Raw genomic sequence first — 22,533 nt, forward strand, 5'->3', positions numbered from 1 at the left:
CTTCTGGAAAGCAACCAATTCTCCCTCGGCGCACGCGAAATAACGTGCCAAGGGAACACACGACAAACCGCAAAGCGGTTTGCGTGGATGACGCAAGCCGAACACGGCTTGCTATTCGCGACAAATCGCTTCGCGATTTGCGCTGGTAACGCGGGGTGGAGCAGCCCGGTAGCTCGTCAGGCTCATAACCTGAAGGCCGCAGGTTCAAATCCTGCCCCCGCAACCAATATCCCATCCCTCATAACAACAGCTATCCCCGGACGCCCGCGCCAAGACCGCAGCTGCGCTCGAAAGCACAATAGCGCGCCAGCCTCAGCTCCATAACCTCAAGCCTGAGAAGCAGGGGGCGAAGCCTGGTGAGCGTCCGGTGAGCTGTTTTTGCTGATCGGGCAAATCAGGCGATGTTCTGGCATTAGAACCGTAAGCGCTCATTTCGCTGCGCGTTGACGCGGTAGATTGTGGCGCCCGCGGCCGCTTATACAGCAGTTGATTTGGCGAAGTTAAACGGGAGCATATCGTCGATATCGGCGCCATCAGGACGCTGCGGCAGTTCGGTGAAGATGTGCCTCAACCAGGCGAATGGCTCGACGCCACAGGCGCGGCAGGTCAGCATCAGGCTATAGACGACGGCGCTTGCGTTGGCGCCACCGACGGTATCGCAAAATAGCCAGCTCTTTCTGCCCGTGGCAAAAACTCTAATATCGCGTTCCAATAAATTGTTGTCGATCGGCATTCTGCCGTCTTCGATGTAGCGCGTCAGATATTCCCACTGGTTCCGCGTATAGGAGATTGCATCGCCGAGCTTGGTGTCGGGTATGACCCTGGGGGCCATGTTGTCGAGCCACTCCTTCAAGGCATTGAGAACGGGGAGGCTGTGCTTCTGGCGCATGCGCCGGATGCAATCGGCCTGCGTTTCGCCGTCATCCCGCTTTTCTTCCCGAGCCTGCCTTTCAATCCGATAGAGTTGGTCGAAGAACTTCAATGCCTGTGCGGGCGGGCCGCTTTGTTTTTTGCCGGCCTTCAAGGCGTTGACGAAGCGTCGCCTGGCATGAGCCATACATCCGACATGCGTCGCACCTTTAAGAGTTCGCCATGCCTGATAGCCGTCACTCATCAGGATACCGCGATAGTCGCTAAGGAAAGCCTGCGGATGCACCTGCCCGCGACCGGGCTGGTATTCGAGCAGCACAACCGGCTCGGCGCTGTCCTGACCGCTGCGATAGGCCCAGATGTAGGACTCGTCTGTTGCTTTCCTGTCCTTTTCCTTCAGCACCTGCACCGTGGTCTCGTCACCGTGAATGACGCTCTGCGACAGGAGCCGCTGCTTCAGCGCATCATAGATGCGAACGAGGTGCTTCTCACTGGACCCGATCACCCAGTGGCCAAGAGCGCCGCGGCTCTCGGTATTGCGCCATCGGCGATGATGACGGTCAGTTTCGATCGGCGGCCCGATTACGTGCTGACGATCGAGAATTTTGCGAGCTTTAACCGGCATTTGCTGGAGGCGGACGTAGATAGACTGGGGTTGACGCTCTATGTCGGCGGCTATCCGTCTCTGGCGGCCCAGAAAGCGCTTGCGGAGCTTGCTGCCAAGCTGCCCGAGACGGTGCCGTTTTTCCATTGGTCGGATATCGATCCGGACGGCACCTGGATTTTCAGAACCATCGAGCGAGCGCTCGGTCGCCAGCTATGGCCGCATCTAATGTCCCGCCATCTTGCGGAAACGTTCGGGGAGGCGATGACAAGCCGCATCAAACTGCGAAAAGGGAACGTCGCGGGGTCTATGATAGCAGATCTTGTCGATTATCTTACCCAGCCAGACGCAAAGATCATGGAACAGGAGCAAATCGATCCTAAGATTCCAAACAGAAGCTAATTACTTTGATGGGCGTCATTTGTGATGCATACATCGACAGGCGTGTGCAGATAATTTGACTCAACCCTTGAATGTGGGCGTGTGGAATCATTGTGATGTATCGAGCGAGCTGCTGAAAACATCACTTTAGAAAGCCCGTATTGTGAATAGCGCCGGACTGGCTGATGACAGCTAAGGAACAGAACTGCCTGCTGGACGCACGTTGTCATGCAAAGAGTGAGCGCGCTACGCCAGGAATGTATATCAAGGAAGGCCGGTATTGTGATCGCCCATCCCGGCGTAGAGTATCGTGCGATGCAGCACCTCTTTGAGAGTGAATTTGCTCACAGACGATATTGCAAGTCTCCCTGCAATCAGGCCCCGCAACCAAATACCAAATGCCTCACCACAACCCTACAAGTTGCCTTATCGCTGGCGATAGTATCTCCTCGTCCTGCCGACGACAACCTGAAACAGGCTGTTGTCAGCGCTCATAGTCCCCGGGTGCGAGCCAGAAACTGCTTCGTCCCGGCTGTATAGGCCTCCTTTGCCCAATCATCTCGCTTTGTTTTGAGCACGAGCGGATCGGCTTCTGCCGGCGGCTCCTTGCTTTGGGTCTCGTGGTTTTTGTTCCAGATCGCGCGTGCGCGGTAGTGATTGTAAAGCCGGATGAACTCTGCGACGTAGATCCGAGCGAGAGCGACGTTGTCTCGCAGTTCCAGAACGTTTTCGTCGTTGGAACTCTCCGAGGCCGCGCTGAAGTTTGGAGAGCCGGTGTAGATGATGGGGCTATCTGTGTCCCCGTCGATGACGATGAATTTGTGATGGATGTGTATCGGAGGGATCGACGTCCTCTTCTCTCCAGGCGTTTTCGACGCGTCGAATTCGTCGCAATTGATTGTTCGGAGTTCAGGGAGGAAGCCTCGCGGGGCGTTTTGACCGAACGCGGAGTAGGGAAGAGTGTCCGGCTTTTCCGAAGATCGATGGAAGATGGTTGCTGCGATTTTCGGTAGCCGGCGCGGCTGACCGGATTTCGTCGGCTTCTCCAGATCGTCGATCGAGTTCAACACCCCATAGGCAATATGATCGGCAGAATCCGCCTTCTCAAAAATAGCGTTCATGAGCGCTTCGTCTGACGCCGTGAACATGCAGAACAGGACGGACGATTTCGCGGCTTTCACGGACTCGGTTACCGTATCAAGGAAAACGCGGCTGGAACCCGCCTCCGGCAGGAAGAAAACCCGGACTTTCGTGCCGCCGACATCGTCGACTGGTTTCCACCCGGCACCGGTGGTGATTTCTCTCTTACCCTTGTTTGCCGCAAGAAGCGCTGCGCGTTCCAAATAGAGCTTTGCCAAGTCGTTCGAATGGAAGACATGCAGCAGATTGGCTTGCACCGTCTGAGCTTCAGGTGTGAAGTTGGTCGAACCCATGAGAACGGCGTCAGTTTCGCCTTCCTTGCGCGCGACGATGAACTTGTCATGCATCAGCTTCGGGATCGCATCGCGTTTATACGGCGTTATCGACTTGTTCTCAGCCAGCAGTTCGATGGCGGCATCGGATTTCGTATCGTCGCCCTTGGAGAAATAAATTAGCGAACCATTGCCTGCGAATTTTTCGAACGCGGGAAGGATCCATCGCTTGTCCGACAAATGATAGATGGCGCAGTCGAATTCGGTGCAGGCACCCAAGACCTGCGGAATGGCTTCCTCCAGGCCATTGGCCAGCCAGTCCATCTGGGCGCCTAACCCGCCTTTGATCGTCAGGAAGCTCTGGGCACTGACGACGGCGCGATTGAAGTAGGTTTCGATATCGCCCTGCCGTGGTTTCGGGACTGTGACTTTCAGGGCGGTTGCCGCCGCCGCCTGAAGCTCGAGATCGTTCGGACCCGTGCCAAGGACGGGCGTGATGGTGTACTCGAAGGTTTTCCCTTGGTCTTCGGTTTTGAGACCGCCATCCCACCAGTTGAATTTCTGGATTGGCGCAACATCGCTGCCTTTTGGCTTGGCGCCGGGCTCAATGGGCGAGAAGTCCAGCTTGTTGAAAAGATATTGAGGTTCGCCTGTCTTCGTGTAGCCCGGTGCCCTTTGTATCGCGAAGCCAAGAAAATCCGGATGGGCGGTACCATCAGGCCAATCGAAGGCCAAGAGAATGCAACTCGGACTTTCGTATGCCTTGGCTGTTACGCTTCCCATTTTCTCCCCTCCGAGATAGCTGAGGCATTAGTCTCGTCTGATATACAACCATCAAATGACGCATCCATGAAGGGCATCTTTATCTTGGTCGCAACCCTTCGATCCGTGATCGGCTCTTGGCGCGCTGTTTGGGTGTTCACGAGATCCATGCAAGGCAGCGCGCATCAGCTGAGATCGCGTTGTTGCATGAGAGCGATACTCGTCGGTGACGATGCGCTTCGAGAAGCAACCCTGCCTCACATTTTGAAATCGAGGGCAGACAAAAGGAGATCGCCGAACCATTCAGGGTGCCGTACGGCGATCTTCGGAAGAAGCCTCCAGTCTATGCCCGACGAGATCGTTGTCGAGGAACTCTATTCGCCGCAGGACGCGATGAACTGGTTCGGTGTGCAAGCCGGCAGCTTGACCACGCCCGCTCGCGAGCGGCACCGCATTCCTACGCCTCGGCCGGCAAGCAGCTCCACTTCCTCTGCCATCCAGACGACCATGCTCGCCTTTACCTTCATGACGGAATGCGAGCAAGCGTGAGGACCAATCGGTCCTGGGCATAGGTTGAGCCGAACGGGATTAATATCAGTCCACTCACTGCCGCTTGGCGGCAGTGAGTGGGTCCGCCGCTGGCACCTTTGGGGCGTGTCGGTGACTTTGGCGACTGTATAAACCAGGCTAGACGAGGAGGATATTTACCTCCTCGTCTCAGCCAATCGCGGCGGCTTGCTCCTTTGAGAAAATGCGATCGAGCGAAGGCGCCAGGCGCAGAAGCTCGCGCGTGTATGCATGCTGCGGTGCCGAAAACAGGGTTTCCGTGTCGGCAAGCTCGACGATCTCGCCCGCCTTCATCACCGCCACGCGGTCGCACATCTGGCGGATGACCGCGAGATCATGGCTGATGAAGAGGATCGACAGCCCGGCAAGATCGCGCAGATCCTTCAGGAGATTGAGGATCTGCGCCTGCACGGAGACGTCGAGGGCCGAGGTCGGTTCGTCGCATATCAGCATCGTCGGTCGCGGTCCGAGCGCTCTCGCGATCGCGATACGCTGGCGCTGGCCGCCGGAGAAGGCGTGCGAGAAACGCGAGCCGGCATCGGCCGGCAGACCGACCGCCTCGAGCAGTGTCCTGGCATCAAGTTGGGCCTGTTCGGCATTCGCGGCGAGTTTGTAGAAGAGGATAGGCTCCGCGATCGCCGAGTTGATCCGCAGGCGCGGATTGAGCGCAGAATAGGGATCCTGAAACACCATCTGCATCGATCGGCGAACGGATTGGTCGCGGTTGCGCGCAAGCGGCGTTCCCTGGAAATCGATGCTGCCTGACGTCTGCGCCACCAGGCCGGCGATGGTATTTGCGACGGTCGTCTTGCCGCAGCCGGATTCGCCGACAAGGCCGAAGATCTCGCCGCGGCGCACATCGAAGGATACCTCGTTCACCGCCTTGAAGACCGAGGCCTTTCGGCCCGCCAGCAGCGAACGCTTGCCATATTCGACGCAGAGATCGCGGACGTTAAGAACGACGTCTTTGGTTGTCGCAGTGCCGCTCTCAACGCTTTTTCGGCGCACGCTCTTGCGGGCATCGAGCGTGACCTTGGTCTCCTCGCTTGGAACCGGCAGGCGATCGAGCCTGACGTCGATCGGTGGAACGGCGGCGATCAACGTGCGGGCATAGGGCGCCTTCGGCGCGGTCAGCACCTCGCGCGTCGACCCGCTCTCGACCACGCAGCCGTTCTGCATGATTGTCACGCGGTCGGCAATTTCGGCGACGACGCCCATATTGTGCGTCACGAGCAGAACGCCGACCCGCCGCTCGTTTGCGAGATCGCGGATGAGCTTGAGGATCTGCGCCTGCACCGATACGTCGAGCGCCGTCGTCGGTTCGTCGGCGACAATCAGCCTGGGGCCGCAGGCAAGCGCTGTTGCGATGACGACACGCTGACGCTGGCCGCCCGACAGCTGATGCGGATAGCTGCCGAGCCTTCGTTCCGGTTCCGGAATGCCGACGGCTTTCATCAGTTCGAGTGCGCGGGCACGGGCTTGCCGGCGATCGATCTTCAGATGCGCCAGCATGCCCTCGCACAACTGGCTTTCAACCGTAAACAGCGGGTTGAGGCTGGTCATGGGGTCCTGAAAGATCGCGCCGACATCGCGGCCGGGAATGATGCCTTCCGTGCGGCCGGTGCGCACATCGATGGGTTTGCCGTCAATCACGATCGATCCCGCGGCGATCCGGCCAGGCGCCTGCAGCAGGCCCATGAGCGCGTTGCCGACGGTGGTCTTGCCGGCGCCGGACTCGCCCACCAGGGCATGGATTTCGCCCGGGGCGATGGTCAGGTTGATGTCGTTGACGGCGACCAGCGTTTCGCCGCTGGCGAGCGGGTACTCGACCCGTAAATTCCTGATGTCGAGGGCGGGTGTCTGTGCGTGTATCATCAGCGTGCCATCAGTTTGGGGTTGAAGCGATCGCGGAGATAGTCGCCGATCACATTGACGGCGAGAACGAGGATCACCAGAACGGTGGCGGGCATCACTGCGATCCACCAGAGGCCGGAAAACAGGAACTCATTGCCTATCCGGATCAGCGTGCCGAGCGAGGGATAGGTCGGCGGCATGCCGGCGCCGAGAAACGACAGCGTCGCTTCGGTGAGGATGGCACCGGCAAGATTGATGGTGGCAATGACCATTACCGCGCTTATGACGTTCGGCAGGATGTGCCGGATCATGATGCGGCGCGACGGTAGCCCTATCACCTTTGCCGCTCGCACATAGTCTCTGGAGACCTCGACCATGGAGGAAGCCCTGACGGTACGGGCATATTGCACCCACTCGTTGATGGCGATCGCAAAGACCAGGATGGCCGGCGCCCAGGTGAGGACCGTATCGGTGTCCAGCTGCGCCTTGGCTATACCGCTGATAAGGAGCGCCACCAGGATTGTCGGGAAGCTGACGAGCACATCGGCGATGCGCATCACGATGCTGTCGACCCGTCCGCCGAAAAAGCCGGCGATCAGACCGAGAAGAACGCCCATCACAGCGGCGAACAGCACGGCTCCGATGCCGATCAGCACGGATATGCGCAGACCGAACAGAATGACCGAGACGAGGTCGCGTCCCTGGTTGTCGGTGCCGAGCAGAAAGCGCGGGTCGCCGCCGTCCGTAAAGGCGGGCGGGATTTCTGCATCCATGAGCGAATAAGACGAAACATCACGCGGATCCATGGGCGCGATCATCGGTGCGAAGATCACCAGCACCAGCATCGTCGCGAGGACAAGGGTGGCAACGATGACGGAAACCGGGGGAAGTCGTTGAATGAGTTGAGCCTGCCTGGCCATTATCTTGTCCTCAGTCGTGGATCGATGAAGATGTAGAGAATGTCGACGACCGTGTTGATGAGAACGAACAGGAAGCTGACGAACAGGAGATAGGCCGAAAGAACCGGAATATCCGGGAAGCCGACCGCATTGGTGAAGAGCAGGCCCATGCCCGGCCATTGAAAGACCGTTTCGGTGACGATGGCGAAGGCGATGAGCTGGCCGATCTGCAGACCCGTCACCGTGACGACGGGCATCAGCGCGTTGCGGAGCGCCAGGCGCCCATAGATGTAGGAGCGCGGCAGGCCGCGCGCGAAGGCGAAGCGGATATAGTCCGACGAGAGCACGTCGATCATTTCCGAACGCACCAAGCGCATGATCAGCGTCAATTGGAAGAGGGCAAGCGTGATTGACGGCAGGATGAGCGACTTCAATCCGGAGACCGTGAGAAAGCCGGTCTGCCAGAAGCCGAGGTCGACGACCTCGCCGCGACCGGAAGAGGGCAGCCAGCGCAGATTGACGGCGAAGACCAGAATCAACAGCAAGCCGGTGACGAAGGTGGGCATCGAGATGCCGACGAGCGTCAGCGACTGGGTCAATCGCGAAAGCGCTCCGTTGGGTTTCAGCGCGCAGACGACGCCGAGCGGAATGCCGATCGCAAGCGACATGATCGTGGCGATGATCACCAATTCCAGTGTTGCTGGGAGCCGGCTGAGCAACAAATTGGCGACGGGTTGCTGGTAGCGGAAACTGGTGCCGAGATTGCCGTGCAGCACGCGGCCGACAAAATCGAGAAACTGAATGACGAGCGGTTTGTCGAGACCGAGCGTGGCGCGAAGAGCGTCCTTTTCGGCTTGGCTCGCGCCTTCGCGCACCATGGCGGCAACCGGATCGCCGACAAATCGGAACATGATGAAGGCGATGGCCGTTACGGCAACCATCACGAGGACGGCCTGCAGTAGCCTTGTGGATAGAATCCTGATCATCGGAATACACCTTGCAGGTGCGCGACGAGGCTCTGAAGCCCAAAGAGCGCGCTGCTTTGCTGCGCCTTGTCTTTTGGGCGATCCCGAACCTTTGTCCGGGATCGCGTGGCAAGACGAGGCTAACGGGTTCACTTCATCTGGGCGAACCAGGGGCGTACGTACTCATCAGCGAACTGAGGAATGTCGACTTTGTCGCTCATTGCCCAGGCAACCGGCTGCTGATGCAGCGGCAGGTAGAGCGCCTGATCGTGGGCGATCTTGAAAGCGTCCTTCAGCATTTCGACGCGCTTGCCCTCATTGAGCTCGGTCGAAGCCGAACGGGCCAGTGCATCGATTTTCGGGTCTGAAAGACCGTTCGGGTTGCTGCCGCCATAGGTGCCGTCGTTGGTAGCGAGAAGGGACTGCAGGACACTGTATCCATCCATCGGCGGCAACGATGCCCAGCCTAGAATGTAGATGTCCAAATCACCCTTATCCATGCGGGGGAAGTATGTGGTCTTGCTTTCCACACCGACCTCGGCCTTGACGCCGATCTTGGCCCACATGGAGGCGATCGCCAGGCAGATCTGCTCATCGGCGATGTAGCGATCGTTCGAGCAATTCAGCCCTACCTTGAAGCCATCCGGGTATCCGGCTTCCGTCAGCAGCGACTTTGCCAGTGTCACGTCGAAGGGAAGCGGGACGTCGATGGACTTGTCGTAACCGGTGACCTCCGGCGCGACCAGCATGCCGGAGATGCGGGATTTGCCGCGCATCAGCCGCTTCTGGATCGTATTCAGATCGACGGCATGCCACAGAGCCTGGCGCACCTTTATATTTTGAAGCGGATTGGGCTTGCCTGGCATGGCATGGAGTTCTGGCCGGAAGTTGAGGCCGAGGAAGACTTCGCGGAGCGACGGATTCTCGACCACCTTCAGCCCCTGCGTGTTGCTGACGCGGTCGATGTCCTGCAGCGGGATCGGGGCGATCATATCCAGCTCGCCGGAGAGAAGGGCTGCGACGCGAGTGGCATTCGAAGCGATTGGACGGTATTCCACGCCCGTCAGGTTATGCTGGGGTTTGTCCCACCAGTTTTCATTGGCAGCGAAAACCGACTTGGCATCGGGCTCATAGCTGACGAGCTTGAACGGACCGGTGCCGTTGGCATGATTGCTGGCATAGGTGGTGACGCCGGTCGAAGCGTTGCCCGGCTTCAGCGCGTCATGCGCCTGCATCCACGGTTTGCTCATGATGCAGACGGCGGCGAGGTCGTTGAGAAGCAGCGGATAGGGGCCGCGCAAAATGATGTCGACGGTGTAGTCGTCGACCTTTTCGGCGCCGATGACCGCAGGCAGATTTTCGCGGTTGCGCGAGCCCGGATCGATCTCTCGCAGGATAGTGGCGACCACGTCGTCGGCGTTGAAGGGCTGGCCTTCATGAAACTTGACGCCCTGCCGCAGCTTGAAGCGCCATCGGGTCGGCTCGACTATTTCCCAGGACGTGGCGAGCGCCGGCTCGAGCTGCAGGCTTTTGCTACGGCGCACCAGGGGATCGAACACCATGTGATGAACGCTCTGGGTAAAACTGTCGACCTGAGCGTTCGGGTCGTACGAGATGACGTCCCCGGCCGACGACCAGCGCAGGGTCTTTGCAAACGACGGCGTCGTCAGCGGCATGATAATGGCAAGCCCTGCCAAAAGGGTCTTCACATAGTTGTTCACATGAACCTCCCGTTTCACGTATACATCGTAACGAAATTTGCGTATACGATTTATCCTCATATTTAGTATACACATCATGTGCACAGTTTCAAGGTGCGAGGATTCGATTTCACAGTTCGCTGTGGAGGGCCCACAATTCCGCCGAGGGAGGAAGACCGGATGACGAAATCACTTCTGATCACGAATGGCGTGGTCATCACCATGGATACGGATCGCCGTATTCTTGAGAGGGGGCACGTTCTGATCGAGAACGGACGCATTACCTCCATCGGTGATCGCCTGCCGGAAACCGGCGAAGCTGTCGAGTGCATCGATGCAGCGGGCATGGTGGTGATGCCTGGTCTTGTCGACACACACGCACATGCCGGACATATGTTAATCAAGGGGTTAGGCACTGATTCCGACCAATGGATGGACATCGCCGGCCAGATTTATGCCCGGGCGACAGATGTCGAATTCTGGGCGGCGGAGGCCTCGCTGTCGGCATTCGAACGCATCAGATGCGGCACTACTACCGCAGCCCTATTGTTCGGCGGGGGCCCGGACATCATGCGGACCGAAGCCCCGGAAGCCGCGCAAGCACATCTCGCGGCGCTTGCCGGCATGGGGCTACGCGAAGTCCTTGCCGTCGGACCAAACCGGCCGACTGTCCCGCATATGTATCGGAGCTATACGAACAGATCGTATACAGATACTGTTGTTAATCCCGTACATCAATTGTCCGTATGCGCCGAACTCATCGACGCGTGGGCGGGTCGCGATGACCGTTTGCGAGTTGCACTCTCGCTTCCTGTATTCAATGTGCAGGAGCTGGAAGACGGCGCTGTATACGACCTGTCGCGCCAGGCCCTGGAGCTTGCGCGTGAGAAGGATGTGCCAATTATTCAAGATGGCCACCGGGAAGGCTCGATTGCGGCGAATGCCGCACGGCTTGACCTGTTCGACCATCGCTCGCTGCTGGCGCATTGCATTGAGCTGACGGACGAGGACATCGCTGTATTGAAGCGCACCGGCGCCAAGGTGGCGCACAATCCAAGCGCCCTGATGTCGGTGTTCGGCCGCTGCCCTGCGCCCGAACTGATGGCAGCCGGCGTGACGGTGTCGCTCGGCACGGATGCCGCCGCGCCAGACCGGTCTTTCGACATGTTTCGCAACATGTTCCAAGCACATCGCTATCACGCGCGGCATTTCGAGGACGACGGCGTGCTGCCACCGATGCAGCTTCTGGAAATGGCGACCATCGAAGGCGCGCGCGCCCTTTCGATGGATAAGGAAATCGGGTCGCTTGAAGTCGGCAAGCGCGCCGACGTCATCCTCGTCAACATGCGGCAGCCGCATCTCTGGCCGCCGGCCAATCCGGTCCAGCGGCTTGCCCGCTTCGCCAACGGCGCAGATGTCGACACGACGATCGTCGGCGGTCAGATCCTCATGCGCTCCCTGCGGCTCGTGCATCACGATGAGGGCGCGATCCTCGACCGCGCCGAGCGCGCGTTCCACCAGATGATGGAGCGGATAAACCTCGTATGAATGCGTATCTCAACCTCGAGAATTGATGGGAGCAGCGGGTTATGGACGATATTCTCATTCGCAATGTCAGGCCGTTCGGCGGCGAGACGAGAGACCTTTACATTTTGAACGGCCGCTTTGCCGACAGCCGGGCCGAAAAGCCTGCAGTCGAGATCGATGGCAGTGGTTACATCGCGCTGCCCGGACTGGTCGAGGCGCATACGCATCTCGACAAGACCCTGATCGGCATGGACTGGTTCGGGAACTGTGTCGGCCCGACGCGCAACGAACGGATTATCGCCGACCGGCACGCGAAACGAGAGCTGGGCATCGACGCGCGCCGGCAGTCGGCACGGCAGGTTCTGCAAACGCTAACTCTCGGCGTGCTGCATATTCGCAGCCATGTCGATATCGACACGGAGATCGGTCTCGCCAATGTGGAAGGCGTCATCGAGACGCGGAACGCATTCAGGGACTTGGTGGCCGTGCAGGTCGTCGCCTTCCCGCAGAGCGGCATGCTGGTACGTGAGGGGACGCTCGACCTGATGGAGGGGGCGCTGAAGGCCGGCGCCGACATTGTCGGTGGCACCGACCCGGCAAGCATCGATCGCAACCCGGTACGCCACCTGGACGCGATCTTCGCGCTCGCCGACCGTTACGGAAAACCAATCGATATTCATCTGCACGAGCCTGGGGAGCTTGGTGCCTTCTGCCTCGAACTCATCGCCGAGCGAACCCGTGCGCTCTCCATGCGGGGCAAAGTCATGGTGAGCCATGCTTATTGCCTCGGTATGCTCGACGCGCCGAGACAACGCGCTCTCATTGATACGCTCGCCGCCGAAGAGATTGCCGTCATGACGGTCGGCAGCCCCTCCGCACCGGCATTGCCGCTGCGGGCAATGCGCGAGGCCGGCATTGTGGTGGCCTCCGGTTCCGACGGCATCCAGGGCACATGGGAGCCGTGGGGCAACGGCGACATGTTGGAGAGGGCGAAATATCTGGCACAGCGTAACGGCATGACCAACGACGCCGATCTGGCTGAGACAGCGCGCATCTGTACCTTCGGCGGCGCCGAGGGTATCGCCCTTGCGGATTACGGTCTGTCGAACGGTTGCCACGGCGACGTGGTGCTCGTCCCGGCAAGAACGATTGCCGAGGCTGTCGCGTTGACACCGCAGCGGCGAACGGTCATTCGCCGCGGCCGCATCGTCGTGCGCGATGGCGTGCCAGGCGATACGCTTCCACATGTCGGCTAGCAAGCACGACAATCACACCATGGTCTTGCCCTCGACGGGGCAGGTGGTTCCGGCGAGCCAAGATTTTGTGAGATTGCTGAAGCAATGGCAGTTCTTGCCTCTTCCGATGCGTGAAATTCCTGCCTCGCTGCATCCTTGGATATCAAAGTTCAGGACGATTATGGCTCCCAATTCCATTGATAAGAAACCGAGAACTGCTGTCTCCAAATCCGATGCGGTCTATCGCACCTTGAAACGGGCGATCCTCGACCAGACGCTGGCGGCGGGGACGAAGCTTCCCGAGGATTCGATCGGCGATCGGCTCGGCGTAAGCCGCACAATCGTCCGTCAGGCGCTCGCCCGACTTAACGGCGAAGGCCTGATCGAGCTGCGCCCGCACAAGGGTGCCTGCGTCGCGCAGCCGAGCCTCGAAGACGGTCGCAACATCCTGGCTGTGCGCCGCGTCTTGGAGGCGATGGTGGTGGAGACGCTGATCGGCAGACTGACGCCGCAGCAGATCCGGCGGCTCGAAGCTCATGTCGATGCGGAGGACAATGCAAGGGTCAACAACGCTTCCACCTCGATCCAGCTCTCCGGCGAGTTTCACATTCTGCTCGCAACGCTGACAGAGAACGACGTGCTCCTGCGCTATGTCACCGAGCTCGTTTCGCGCTCGTCGCTTATTCTCTCGCTCTATGGCCGCCCGCATTCCCCGGATTGCGCCGTCTCCGAGCACCGGGAGCTTATCGCGGCTCTCGCCCTGGCCGACCGCGACAAGGCGCGCAGCCTGATGACCGATCACATCGAAGCCATCACCACGCGCGCCTTGTTGAAGGCCGCGCCGGAGAAGGATTTTCCCGACTTGTTGACTGCATATGCCAGGGAAGAAGGCCTATAGGAACGAGGTCCCCGCAGAGGTCAAAACATCCCGCCATCGGCCGGAAATTTCGCCCTTGCAATGCGGCTGCTTGCATCGAAGCGCTTCATTCTGTTCCACGGCAGGTTTTTCGCTTCTGGTGGCCGCCCCTCAGATACCGAGATCGAGCTGGGGCTGTGGTTGACCATTGTCGGCCTCTTCGTTCGTCAGGGATGACAGCGTGACGCCGAGCAGGCGTACGGGTCGCTTGAACGGGTAGACGGTTGCCAGAAGCGCCGATGCCGTCTCGAGAACTTCGCCGGCGTCGGCGACCGGAAAGGGGCCTGTCCGGCTGCGCGTCGCCTGGGTGAAGTCCGAATATTTGATCTTTACCGTCACCGTCTTGGTACCGATGCCGCCGGTCTCGCAGTAGCGCCAGACCTTCTCTACAAGCGGTCTCAACTCCGCCGTCGCCAGCGCGAGATCGTCGATATCCTCGACAAATGTATCCTCCGCGCCCACGGATTTCCGGATCCGATCGGCTTTGACCTGGCGTTCGTCGATGCCGCGCGCGACGCCGTAGAAATACGGTCCCGATTTTCCGAAATGTTCCTGCAGGAAGGCGAGGGACTTCGACTTCAGATCGAGCCCGGTCTCGATGCCGTACTTGCGCATACGCTCGGCCGTTGCAGGCCCGACACCATGGAATTTCTTGACGGGAAGCGTTTCGACGAAGGCTGGGCCGTTCTTCGGCGTGATCACCGCTTGGCCGTTGGGCTTGTTCAGGTCGCTGGCCATCTTGGCGAGGAATTTGTTGTAGGAGATGCCGGCGGAGGCATTGAGCCCGGTGATCTGCTTGATCCTGGCGCGGATCTCCAGCGCGATCTCAGTGGCGATCTCCATGCCTTTGAGGTTCTGCGTGACGTCCAGGTAGGCCTCGTCGAGCGATAGCGGCTCGATCAACGGCGTATATTCGGCGAAGATTTCGCGTATCTGCTGCGACACCGCCCTGTAGACGTCGAAGCGCGGCGGCACGAAGATCAGGTCGGGGCATTTCCGTTTCGCCGTCACCGATGGCATGGCCGAATGAACGCCGAAGGCGCGGGCCTCGTAGCTTGCGGCCGCCACCACGCCACGCGCCGCGGAGCCTCCGACCGCAAGCGGCTTGCCGCGCAGTTCGGGATTGTCTCGCTGTTCGACCGATGCATAGAAGGCATCCATGTCGACATGGATGATCTTCCGGACGGGGCTCGAGCTCATATCGTTCATGGCGATCTCAGTCATCAAACTGCATGTTCAACACGGCCTTTAATCACCGACAACGAAACAAATGCAGAACATATCATCATTGACGGTGAGATCAAACCGGCTCTGCGTCTTGCTGGCGGAAGCCTGGACAAATCACCTGACGCAACGCATGCGGCAGATGCCATCTTGCGATGCGTTCGGGGCTTCCTATCTCTTGTTAGTCCCCGCCACGGAGCCTCGATATGGGCCATTTCTCGACCGACCAGCTTCCCGACCTGCATATGGAGATCCTCCCGCCGGAGCGCGTCGAGGAATCCTGCACGGACGCCAAGGCATGCCTTTGCTGTCGAAGGATGCGCTCGGCGGCGAGAATGGATGATGACGGCTGCGGCATATGTGACGAGTGCCTGGCACCATGATGATGAGCGACACACGGGACCCGTTGGCCGACGAATTCCCGGAATTCGGACATGCTCTTGCCCGGCTACCCGACGGTTACATGGAGGGGCGCCCCTGGAGCGCGACTGTGAAGCGGTCGGCCGACGGCAAGCGGATCTGGCTCTATGGTGAGGAGCTCGGCGGGACCGACATAGTCAGCTTCAATCTCTATGTGCTTTCAGGCGCAAAGCCCGCCCTCAAGCCCTGCGAAATGTCATCATCGAAGGTCGTTGATTTCGTGCTGGGTTTCAGGCCCACTTCGGTTCGCAGATCATAGGGCTCACCATGCGCCGACGAGCGAATTGCCGGCGAGGGGGATGCTTCTGAGTTTCCCATGCTGATCTTTGGCAGATATCGAAGGCTGCATCTGTTTCGGAGATTTTCGGAACCAGTTGGAGGCGATGCCGGCGAGGTCGCCGATTACTGCGTGTTTGTGCCAGTCTGCGAAACGTCGAGCCATCGCCGCCGGTTCGGACTGATAGAAGAAATCGCCTGAACTGCTGAGATCATTGATGGATGGCGCCATCGCTGCAAGCGGGCGCTGGAACATCTTCGGCGCTATTCGGAGCTCTCGCGCGGCTTCGGAAAAGGCTGGGGCCATGAAATCGATCGCCCAGCCGTCAGCTTCCACCCAGCAATGAAAATTGTCGCCGGCACCGGTCACATAACCGTCTTCGCGGTGGTCGGCAAACAGCAGAACTGCCCCTCCGAGATTGTATGCCGCAAGACCGCCTTTGGGCGTGGCTTTGATCTTGTAGTGCTGCTCGAGAATGAAGGCGCCGAATGTTGAGAAGTACATGCTGGCGAGGGCGGGATTGCTATTTTCGTTGACGACCAGGCTATTGATGACCCGATAGATCCGATGGTAGTCGCTTTGCTTGATCAACATGGTCGTTCACCTGTTCATTCTATGGCTTTCAGCCACCACTAGGCGACGACGCCATTGATGTAAACGCATAGCACGGCACAGTAGCCTTAGCCGGTGATCGACTTTCTCATCGCCATAGATTTTCCGATGCGGGTCGTGTCTTGGGATCTCGCTCACTATCGTGCTTCAAGCGCATTGATCATTAAATTGTGGAGGGAGGCCGGCCGCCGCCGCAATACGCACATGTTCCCCGTTAGGATCTCTATGCTTCAGCGAATCGCCAAGGTCTCAATTTTGGGGCCGCAGGCGATTCCGCTTGAGAGTGTCTTGATCCAATGGAGTTCTTCATGACCGACATCCGCACGCCCATATCTGGGGTGATCCCCAAGATTTCCATCGTGGGCGTTGGCGGCGGTGGCGGCAACGCTATCAACAATATGATTGCCGAAAAGCTCCAAGGCGTCGAATTCATCGCGGCCAATACGGATGCTCAGGCGCTCGCGACATCGAAAGCGACCAGGCGCATTCAACTTGGGGCGCAGGTAACGGAAGGCCTTGGCGCCGGCTCTTTGCCGGATATCGGCCGGGCGGCCGCCGAGGAAACCATCGACGAGATCATGGATCATCTTCACGGAACGCACATGTGCTTCATCACTGCCGGAATGGGTGGCGGAACGGGGACAGGCGCCGCTCCGGTCATAGCGAAGGTCGCACGGCAGGCAGGGATTTTGACGGTCGGCGTTGTCACCAAGCCCTTTACCTTCGAAGGCAACCGCCGCATGCGCACCGCCGATGAAGGTATCGAGCGGCTCCGCGAAAGTGCGGATACCGTCATCGTCATTCCCAATCAGAACTTGTTTCGCATTGCAGATGCGACAACCACCTTCGCCAATGCTTTCGTGACGGCGGACAGGGTCCTCTATGCCGGCGTGAGCTGCATCACGGATCTGATCGTCAAGGAAGGCCTCATCAACCTCGATTTTGCCGACGTCAAAACCGTCATGCGTGGAATGGGTCGCGCAATGATGGGAACGGGCGAGGCGTCAGGACCGGGCCGCGCCTTGAAAGCGGCAGAGGCTGCCGTTGCCAACCCGCTTCTGGATGACATGAGCATGAAGGGCGCGCGAGGCGTGCTGATTTCCATTTCCGGCGGCACGGACATGACGCTGTTTGAGGTGGACGAGGCCGCAAGCCGCATAAGGGATGAAGTTCTCGCTGATGCCGATATTGTTGTCGGAGCGATCTTCGACAGAAACCTCGATGGGGTTTTCCGGGTGTCGGTCGTTGCAACCGGTTTGGATGGTGTCGCAGCACCCGCTAGCCAGCCTGAGCGGGTCGGCGTGGACTGGCAGTAACGGATACTCCCAGCGATCGGTATGTGGCGGATCAATTCCATCTCACCGCCCCGCAAACTGACGGCCGATCGCTGATGTGGCGCCCAATGCGATGTTGGGCTTCTCCGTTTGACGATAAACGTTTCAACGCGATCAGGATGCATTCACCGAGCCTTTTCGGCCGCGCTCGCAACTCCCCCCGATTATGCCCCGTTCGGTTGAGCAGCTCGCAGCTGACCGATGACACGGTCGGCCATCGCTACGCATCGCGCTCCGTCGAACGGGAACAGTGAAGAGAATGCTCCCACCAACTGCTTTTTGATCGCAACTCGCATCATCTTGCGTGCGCGGTGTAACCGCGTCTTGGCTGTTGCAGGCTTGATGCCGAGATACGACGCAGCTTCCTCAGTGCTCATCCCCTCGACGTCCCGCAGCACGAAGATCACGCGGAATTCGTCGGGCAGGCCATCGACTGCCCGCTCGAGCAGACGGCGGGCCTCGCCGCGGGAGAGCTCGGTCTCGGGGTCAGCGACCGAGAACGGGGTCGGAAATTGCAGCAGCTCGCCCCGTCCTGATTCTACAGTCATGTCGATCTCCTCCAAACCGACGCTTGGCCGGTGGCGTCGTACGCGTCCGAGCGCCTCGTTGAGCGCGATCCGGGTGAGCCAGGTGGAAAGTTCTGCCTCATCGCGAAATGCGTCGAGATGGGTGAAGGCGTGCACATAGGTCGCCTGGACAATGTCCTCCGCTTCCGCGTCGTCCCGGACGATGGCACGGGCCGATCGAAACAGGCGACGGTTGTGTCGCTGCACAAGGACACGTATGGCCATCTCGTCGCCCGTCCTGGCATGGACGACGAGATCGGCATCGGGTAGCGCTGCCAAGTCCGGCTTGTGCCTCGATGCCGCGGTGGGAATGGCAACCATGATCACTCCAGCATAATTCCGTGCATCCACCGCCCAGCTTATGGCTGGACATCAAGCGTGCCGGTCATCATCGGGTGAAAGCGGCAATAGAAATCCACTTTTCCCGCTTGTTTGACCGTCATGCTTTTTTGCGACTTCGGCGGCAGGTCGATGTCAAAGCTCTTGTCGCGCGCGGTCGCGCTATGGCGGAATATATCATCATTACGCCAGGTGATCACGTCGCCGACATGCGACGGCGGCACCGTGCCGAATTGCAAATGGGCGATGATGATTTCGTGATTGGCGGCCACCGCGATTGCGGGGCCTCCAACCACGAACCCTGCGAATACCAACGCCGCAAGGATGCGAAACGGAGAGCGCATGGCGAGCCTACTTGACCATCGATGCAAGGTGCTCGGCATGCGTCTGATGCTCCTTGAAGAGCTTCAGACCCGTCTGCAGCAGCGATTTCAGTTCGCCATTCTGAGCCGAGGGGATCAGCAGTGTCTCAAGCGCGCCGTTGACCTGCTTGTGATAGGCCACCTCGTTATCGACATAGGCTTTGTCGAAGGCTGCGCCATGAAGCTTGGCGAGCTTCGCCAGCTCCGCCTTGGCGGCAGACGACAGCGATTTGCTGGTGTCGTTGTCTTCGGGCTTGACTTTCAATTTCTTGAGGAGGGCAAGTGCCTGTTGGTTCACGGCCGTGTGGTCGCGCTCCATTGTCTCAGCGAATTGCCGAACCTCGGCGTTCTTGCTCATCTTGAGAGCCTGCTTGGCGGCGGCGACGTCGATCTCGCCAGCCGTGTAGGCGATATGCGCGATCTGCGGATCCGTCGGCTTGTCGGCGGCGAATGCCGCGGTCCCAAGTGCCGCAGCCATCGCGGTTGCCGTGAGAAGTCTCTTGAACATGTTGGTCTCCTATCCTCCAAGGCGGAACTCCAGACGCCTTCGGCATCTGAAACAGCCGTTAGATGCGGTTCCTGGCAAAAGGTTCCCGAGAATCTTTTCTTGCTGGGCATTGGCGCCCGCAATCAGTGGAAACCCTACAATTATTGTAGGCGGAGCAGGCCGCTACTCCATTTGGCCGATGGCCCGACACGGTTTGCCGAATTGAGACAAAGGATGGACGGCCCTAAAACTCGGGTATGAAGAAGCCCCAGATCGCCTTGGTTCAGAAACTCCCAATGATCGCCGGCTTTCTGGCGGCCATGGCGCCGCTGCGCCGCTGGGTGTTTCACATGATTGTGCCCGGACCGATCTCGGCGATGGAACCAAGCAGATGCGTCAGTTGATATACGTTCGCCAATACTGCGGTGCTGTCTGTTCCGTCTTCGACGTCGTCAGTCCGCGGGCCGTCCTCCCAGCGCCGGCGATTGTGCGGACATCCTTCGCAAGGCATTGGTCGCCACCGTCGTCTCTCGAGCCTTGGGCCTTTCATCCTCCTCCTTAGAGCCTTGCCCAACCCCGCAGGAATTTTAGTGCTCGGTCGGACAAGTCGCTCCTTGCATCATGAACGGAGCTTAAACTCATCAGATACCGCCGAAACCAGTCGGCCTCTTCGGACATGGATTTCAGCAGGCCTCAGGTGAGTTCTTCGATGACGGCGCAGGTCATCTTATCGGTTTGCGATTTTGTCCCGACCCAATTCAGGCCCCCATTGCTTGCTCGATCTCCGCAGGAGCCGGCGGCAATTTCGAAGGAGTTTTCGATGTTGATGACCATGACTGGTTTCATCTCCCTCCGTCAGGCCCCCCGTCGCCTTTGTCGCGCGGTTTGGGAGACTATCCCAAGTCCTGTGCGGCAAACGCCGCTTATGTTTCGCGCCGGACGGTATATTTACCGAAAATTCACGCGAGATACCGTGCGGCTTCAGTCCCACTATACCCATTTCATGCGCAACCCGCCGCTGCTGTCAGCGATCGGAGCCCTCGCCTCGCAATTTCCACGCGATGCCGACGTCACGGTCGCATCAATCGGCTGCAGCACGGGAGCAGAGCTCTATTCGGTCCTCTATGCGATCAGAAGAGCCCGGAGCGATCTGCATCTGACGGCGCATGGCGCAGACATATCCGATACCGTCGTGGACGTGGCAAGACGGGGTATCTACCATCCGGATGTCCCGGCCGCCGAAGGAAGCGTATATGTCGCGGGCAGGGCGGAAGTCGCAAGCGCGGACGTGCCGTCACTCACCGAAATCATGCAGCCTCTCCCGGATGGATCGCTGCGGGTGAAGGATTGGCTCAGACAGGGCATTACCTGGCTGACGGCCGATGCGACCGACGACAGGCTCCTGGACCTGGTCGGGCGGCAGGATTTCCTGCTGGCGAACAATTTCATGGGACCGATGGAAGATCCGCTCGCCGAACGGTGCCTGCGAAACATGATAAGGCTGGTCGCTCCAGGCGGGTATCTGTTCGTTGACGGAATCGACCTCGACGTCAAAACCCGCGTGTTGAAGGCGTCTGGATTGCGGCCTGTGCTGACCAATCAGGAGGAGATCTGGACCTCGGAGGGTGCGAGGGGTGGTTGGCCTTGGCTTCGCTGGGGACGAGAGCCGCTCAATCGCAGCGAGGCTGACTGGGCTATCCGATATTCCATCATTTTCCATTTGGGAGACCGTTAGCCCGTGAGTTCGCACCCGGTTGGAGCCGCGGAACGTAAGTTCATGCCGTTGATCGTATCCGGCGGAATCTGGATCGTCACGGCTAAGATTGTTTCGCAGCTTTCGCAGGTCGTGACGTTCTTGGTCGCGGCGCGCATGCTGAGCCCGGTGGAGTTCGGGCTTTTCGCATTCGTTTCCGCCATTGCCACCTTGCTCGTGGTGGTGGCGGAAGGCGGATGGGCGGAATTCATCATGAAGGCGCACGATGGTGACGATTGCTTCGACCAGGTCGCCACCATCTCGCTCGTCAGCGGCGGCTTATTTACCGCTGTTGGCGTAATCGCCGCCGCCGTCTTCTACACCCGCACGGGCGACGAAACGCAGAGTGCGCTTATTGTCCTGTTCAGTTGCTGGATGTTGCCCGCGGCGCTCACCGCGGCTTTCGATGGAATGCTCGTCGCCCTGGGCCGCCTGCGTCAACGTGCAATCGTCAGGATCGTGGGGGAGCTGTCAGGCCTGATCACCGCAGTAATGTTGCTCCGCCTGCATGAGCATGCGTCAGCGCTGGCGGCGGCCAAGATAGTTTGCCAGCTCGTGCTGCTGGTAGGATCGATGCAGATCGCGATGCGGCTGCCGCGCCTGCGCCTGACGAGACCCATGCTTGTCGAGGTCACGGCGTTTTCGCGCCAGATTGTCGGCAACCGCCTGCTCGTCTTTCTCGGCTCCTATTCCGGCACCCTCGTTGTCGGAAGTTTTCTCGGAATAGCGGATGCCGGCTTCTACCGCGCGGCCGAGCGTGTCGTCGCTGTGGTTGCAGAGTTGCTGGGCGAGCCGGCGCGCTCGTTGAGCTGGGTGGTTTTCCGGCGAGCACATCAGCAGCCTTCGGCACCGGGGCGATCGGTCGGCCTGGCCGGTGTCCGGTTCCTTCTCGTTCTCTTCGCCATTGCCGCGCCCATGTATCTCGGACTGGCGCAGATATCCGAGGCTGTCGTAAGGCTGGTGCTCGGCGAGGTGTGGATGCCCGCGGCGTCCATAATCCCCTTTCTTTGCCTGCGTCAGCTGCTGCTTGCGCCGGGCTACATCAACGAGGCTTCGCTATCCGTCGTTGGAAACATTCGGTACCGGCTTCCCGTCACTCTGTTGAACGTCGCCGTCTCGCTAGGGGTCGTCGTCATGGTCGCTCGCTTCGGGCTACGGGAACTGGCGATCGCGCAATGCTTCAGCGCAGCCTTCGCCCTTGCGACCTGCATTGGATTGCAGTCGAAGATGGCGAATGTCGATTGGCTTGAGATTTCGAAGGGCGTCATCCTGCTGATCGTGCCGCCGAGCTTCATCATGTTTGCGACGGTGGCACTCATTCGGCATGATTTTTCCGCGGATTTGTCTTGGCGGGTCGTTGTTTTCCTTCAGATCGGCACAGGCGCTCTGGCCTATGCCGCCGTCCTGATCGTCTTGTTTGGACTAAGCAGGCGCCTGCGCTGGCTAACCTTGGAATAGGGAGCCAAG

The 22,533-nt window shown here is 59.4% G+C and carries 19 protein-coding genes, 1 tRNA gene and 1 pseudogene; 10 read left to right on the forward strand and 11 right to left on the reverse strand.

The window, feature by feature from the left end:
- Window positions 1–149 precede the first annotated feature (149 nt).
- Window positions 150–226 (forward strand) — tRNA-Met (locus tag QD409_RS31260).
- 249 nt (window positions 227–475) lie between these two features.
- Here the strand turns inward: QD409_RS31260 and tnpC are convergent.
- Window positions 476–1,399 (reverse strand): annotated as a pseudogene (tnpC, locus tag QD409_RS31265) (IS66 family transposase); the annotation flags it as partial.
- A 24-nt stretch (window positions 1,400–1,423) separates the two neighbouring features.
- On the opposite strand from tnpC, the gene QD409_RS31270 reads away from it, so the two are divergent.
- The gene (locus QD409_RS31270; RefSeq protein WP_430764611.1) at window positions 1,424–1,876 is read left to right on the forward strand and encodes a Wadjet anti-phage system protein JetD domain-containing protein; all 453 of its coding nucleotides are present in this window, start codon (window positions 1,424–1,426) and stop codon (window positions 1,874–1,876) included.
- A gap of 470 nt (window positions 1,877–2,346) precedes the next feature.
- Here the strand turns inward: QD409_RS31270 and QD409_RS31275 are convergent, their stop codons facing one another.
- Window positions 2,347–4,050 (reverse strand): phospholipase D-like domain-containing protein, encoded by a 1,704-nt coding sequence (locus tag QD409_RS31275; RefSeq protein ID WP_430764612.1) that lies wholly within the window; start codon window positions 4,048–4,050, stop codon window positions 2,347–2,349.
- A 324-nt stretch (window positions 4,051–4,374) separates the two neighbouring features.
- Between QD409_RS31275 and QD409_RS31280 the strand changes: the two genes are divergently transcribed.
- Window positions 4,375–4,578: a hypothetical protein gene (locus QD409_RS31280; protein ID WP_430764613.1), complete on the forward strand. Its 204-nt coding sequence runs from the start codon at window positions 4,375–4,377 to the stop codon at window positions 4,576–4,578.
- 168 nt (window positions 4,579–4,746) lie between these two features.
- Here QD409_RS31280 and QD409_RS31285 read toward each other — a convergent pair whose 3' ends face one another.
- The 4 genes from QD409_RS31285 to QD409_RS31300 all read right to left on the reverse strand — a co-directional run bounded on the left by QD409_RS31285 (window position 4,747) and on the right by QD409_RS31300 (window position 10,035).
- Window positions 4,747–6,471 carry a dipeptide ABC transporter ATP-binding protein gene (locus tag QD409_RS31285; RefSeq protein WP_430764614.1) on the reverse strand — a complete coding sequence of 575 codons (1,725 nt, stop codon included), beginning with the start codon at window positions 6,469–6,471 and terminating at the stop codon, window positions 4,747–4,749.
- Complete coding sequence (locus tag QD409_RS31290; protein WP_430764615.1) at window positions 6,471–7,370, reverse strand: ABC transporter permease; 900 nt, start codon at window positions 7,368–7,370, stop codon at window positions 6,471–6,473. The genes QD409_RS31285 and QD409_RS31290 overlap by 1 nt, the downstream gene beginning before the upstream one ends.
- Window positions 7,370–8,335 carry an ABC transporter permease gene (locus QD409_RS31295; RefSeq protein ID WP_430764616.1) on the reverse strand — a complete coding sequence of 322 codons (966 nt, stop codon included), beginning with the start codon at window positions 8,333–8,335 and terminating at the stop codon, window positions 7,370–7,372. The genes QD409_RS31290 and QD409_RS31295 overlap by 1 nt, the downstream gene beginning before the upstream one ends.
- Window positions 8,336–8,463: 128 nt before the next feature.
- The gene (locus QD409_RS31300) at window positions 8,464–10,035 is read right to left on the reverse strand and encodes an ABC transporter substrate-binding protein (RefSeq protein WP_430764617.1); all 1,572 of its coding nucleotides are present in this window, start codon (window positions 10,033–10,035) and stop codon (window positions 8,464–8,466) included.
- Between the two features lie 159 nt (window positions 10,036–10,194).
- Between QD409_RS31300 and QD409_RS31305 the strand changes: the two genes are divergently transcribed.
- From QD409_RS31305 to QD409_RS31315, 3 genes are all read left to right on the forward strand, one after another.
- Window positions 10,195–11,562, forward strand: coding sequence for an amidohydrolase family protein (locus QD409_RS31305; RefSeq protein ID WP_430764618.1), 1,368 nt, complete (start codon window positions 10,195–10,197; stop codon window positions 11,560–11,562).
- Between the two features lie 41 nt (window positions 11,563–11,603).
- A complete protein-coding gene (locus QD409_RS31310) occupies window positions 11,604–12,797 on the forward strand; it encodes an amidohydrolase (protein WP_430764619.1) in 1,194 nt (397 codons plus the stop codon).
- A 160-nt stretch (window positions 12,798–12,957) separates the two neighbouring features.
- Window positions 12,958–13,674 (forward strand): GntR family transcriptional regulator, encoded by a 717-nt coding sequence (locus tag QD409_RS31315; RefSeq protein WP_430764620.1) that lies wholly within the window; start codon window positions 12,958–12,960, stop codon window positions 13,672–13,674.
- A 129-nt stretch (window positions 13,675–13,803) separates the two neighbouring features.
- On the opposite strand, the gene dinB is transcribed toward QD409_RS31315, so the two are convergent.
- Window positions 13,804–14,901 carry a DNA polymerase IV gene (dinB, locus tag QD409_RS31320; protein WP_430764621.1) on the reverse strand — a complete coding sequence of 366 codons (1,098 nt, stop codon included), beginning with the start codon at window positions 14,899–14,901 and terminating at the stop codon, window positions 13,804–13,806.
- 382 nt (window positions 14,902–15,283) lie between these two features.
- On the opposite strand from dinB, the gene QD409_RS31325 reads away from it, so the two are divergent.
- Entirely contained in the window at window positions 15,284–15,595 is a 312-nt protein-coding gene (locus QD409_RS31325) for a hypothetical protein (RefSeq protein ID WP_430764622.1), read from the forward strand.
- Between the two features lie 3 nt (window positions 15,596–15,598).
- Here the strand turns inward: QD409_RS31325 and QD409_RS31330 are convergent, their stop codons facing one another.
- Window positions 15,599–16,207, reverse strand: coding sequence for a DUF2026 family protein (locus tag QD409_RS31330; RefSeq protein WP_430764623.1), 609 nt, complete (start codon window positions 16,205–16,207; stop codon window positions 15,599–15,601).
- Window positions 16,208–16,533: 326 nt separating this feature from the next.
- On the opposite strand from QD409_RS31330, the gene ftsZ reads away from it, so the two are divergent.
- Window positions 16,534–17,541: a cell division protein FtsZ gene (gene ftsZ / locus QD409_RS31335; protein ID WP_092856023.1), complete on the forward strand. Its 1,008-nt coding sequence runs from the start codon at window positions 16,534–16,536 to the stop codon at window positions 17,539–17,541.
- Between the two features lie 182 nt (window positions 17,542–17,723).
- On the opposite strand, the gene QD409_RS31340 is transcribed toward ftsZ, so the two are convergent.
- From QD409_RS31340 to QD409_RS31350, 3 genes are read right to left on the reverse strand one after another with little or no spacing between them, the layout of a single operon-like run.
- Window positions 17,724–18,446 (reverse strand): RNA polymerase sigma factor, encoded by a 723-nt coding sequence (locus QD409_RS31340; RefSeq protein WP_430764624.1) that lies wholly within the window; start codon window positions 18,444–18,446, stop codon window positions 17,724–17,726.
- A gap of 38 nt (window positions 18,447–18,484) precedes the next feature.
- The gene (locus tag QD409_RS31345) at window positions 18,485–18,808 is read right to left on the reverse strand and encodes an amicyanin (protein WP_430764625.1); all 324 of its coding nucleotides are present in this window, start codon (window positions 18,806–18,808) and stop codon (window positions 18,485–18,487) included.
- Window positions 18,809–18,815: 7 nt separating this feature from the next.
- Window positions 18,816–19,334, reverse strand: coding sequence for a DUF4142 domain-containing protein (locus QD409_RS31350; RefSeq protein ID WP_430764626.1), 519 nt, complete (start codon window positions 19,332–19,334; stop codon window positions 18,816–18,818).
- A 952-nt stretch (window positions 19,335–20,286) separates the two neighbouring features.
- On the opposite strand from QD409_RS31350, the gene QD409_RS31355 reads away from it, so the two are divergent.
- Together QD409_RS31355 and QD409_RS31360 are read left to right on the forward strand one after the other, a co-directional pair.
- Window positions 20,287–21,048, forward strand: coding sequence for a CheR family methyltransferase (locus QD409_RS31355; protein ID WP_430764627.1), 762 nt, complete (start codon window positions 20,287–20,289; stop codon window positions 21,046–21,048).
- Between the two features lie 42 nt (window positions 21,049–21,090).
- Window positions 21,091–22,524 (forward strand): oligosaccharide flippase family protein, encoded by a 1,434-nt coding sequence (locus tag QD409_RS31360; RefSeq protein WP_430764628.1) that lies wholly within the window; start codon window positions 21,091–21,093, stop codon window positions 22,522–22,524.
- Window positions 22,525–22,533 lie beyond the last annotated feature (9 nt).

The sequence above is a fragment of the Rhizobium sp. BR 315 genome (assembly GCF_050577975.1).
GTDB lineage: Bacteria > Pseudomonadota > Alphaproteobacteria > Rhizobiales > Rhizobiaceae > Rhizobium > Rhizobium miluonense.

Bases quoted from the DNA above. Each gene is read 5' to 3' on its own strand.
- QD409_RS31270 (WP_430764611.1), top strand. From the start codon at position 1,424: ATGACGGTCAGTTTCGATCGGCGGCCCGATTACGTGCTGACGATCGAG.
- QD409_RS31275 (WP_430764612.1), bottom strand. From the start codon at position 4,050: ATGGGAAGCGTAACAGCCAAGGCATACGAAAGTCCGAGTTGCATTCTC.
- QD409_RS31280 (WP_430764613.1), top strand. From the start codon at position 4,375: ATGCCCGACGAGATCGTTGTCGAGGAACTCTATTCGCCGCAGGACGCG.
- QD409_RS31285 (WP_430764614.1), bottom strand. From the start codon at position 6,471: ATGATACACGCACAGACACCCGCCCTCGACATCAGGAATTTACGGGTC.
- QD409_RS31290 (WP_430764615.1), bottom strand. From the start codon at position 7,370: ATGGCCAGGCAGGCTCAACTCATTCAACGACTTCCCCCGGTTTCCGTC.
- QD409_RS31295 (WP_430764616.1), bottom strand. From the start codon at position 8,335: ATGATCAGGATTCTATCCACAAGGCTACTGCAGGCCGTCCTCGTGATG.
- QD409_RS31305 (WP_430764618.1), top strand. From the start codon at position 10,195: ATGACGAAATCACTTCTGATCACGAATGGCGTGGTCATCACCATGGAT.
- QD409_RS31310 (WP_430764619.1), top strand. From the start codon at position 11,604: ATGGACGATATTCTCATTCGCAATGTCAGGCCGTTCGGCGGCGAGACG.
- QD409_RS31315 (WP_430764620.1), top strand. From the start codon at position 12,958: ATGGCTCCCAATTCCATTGATAAGAAACCGAGAACTGCTGTCTCCAAA.
- dinB (WP_430764621.1), bottom strand. From the start codon at position 14,901: ATGAACGATATGAGCTCGAGCCCCGTCCGGAAGATCATCCATGTCGAC.
- QD409_RS31330 (WP_430764623.1), bottom strand. From the start codon at position 16,207: ATGTTGATCAAGCAAAGCGACTACCATCGGATCTATCGGGTCATCAAT.
- ftsZ (WP_092856023.1), top strand. From the start codon at position 16,534: ATGACCGACATCCGCACGCCCATATCTGGGGTGATCCCCAAGATTTCC.
- QD409_RS31340 (WP_430764624.1), bottom strand. From the start codon at position 18,446: ATGGTTGCCATTCCCACCGCGGCATCGAGGCACAAGCCGGACTTGGCA.
- QD409_RS31345 (WP_430764625.1), bottom strand. From the start codon at position 18,808: ATGCGCTCTCCGTTTCGCATCCTTGCGGCGTTGGTATTCGCAGGGTTC.
- QD409_RS31350 (WP_430764626.1), bottom strand. From the start codon at position 19,334: ATGTTCAAGAGACTTCTCACGGCAACCGCGATGGCTGCGGCACTTGGG.
- QD409_RS31360 (WP_430764628.1), top strand. From the start codon at position 21,091: ATGCCGTTGATCGTATCCGGCGGAATCTGGATCGTCACGGCTAAGATT.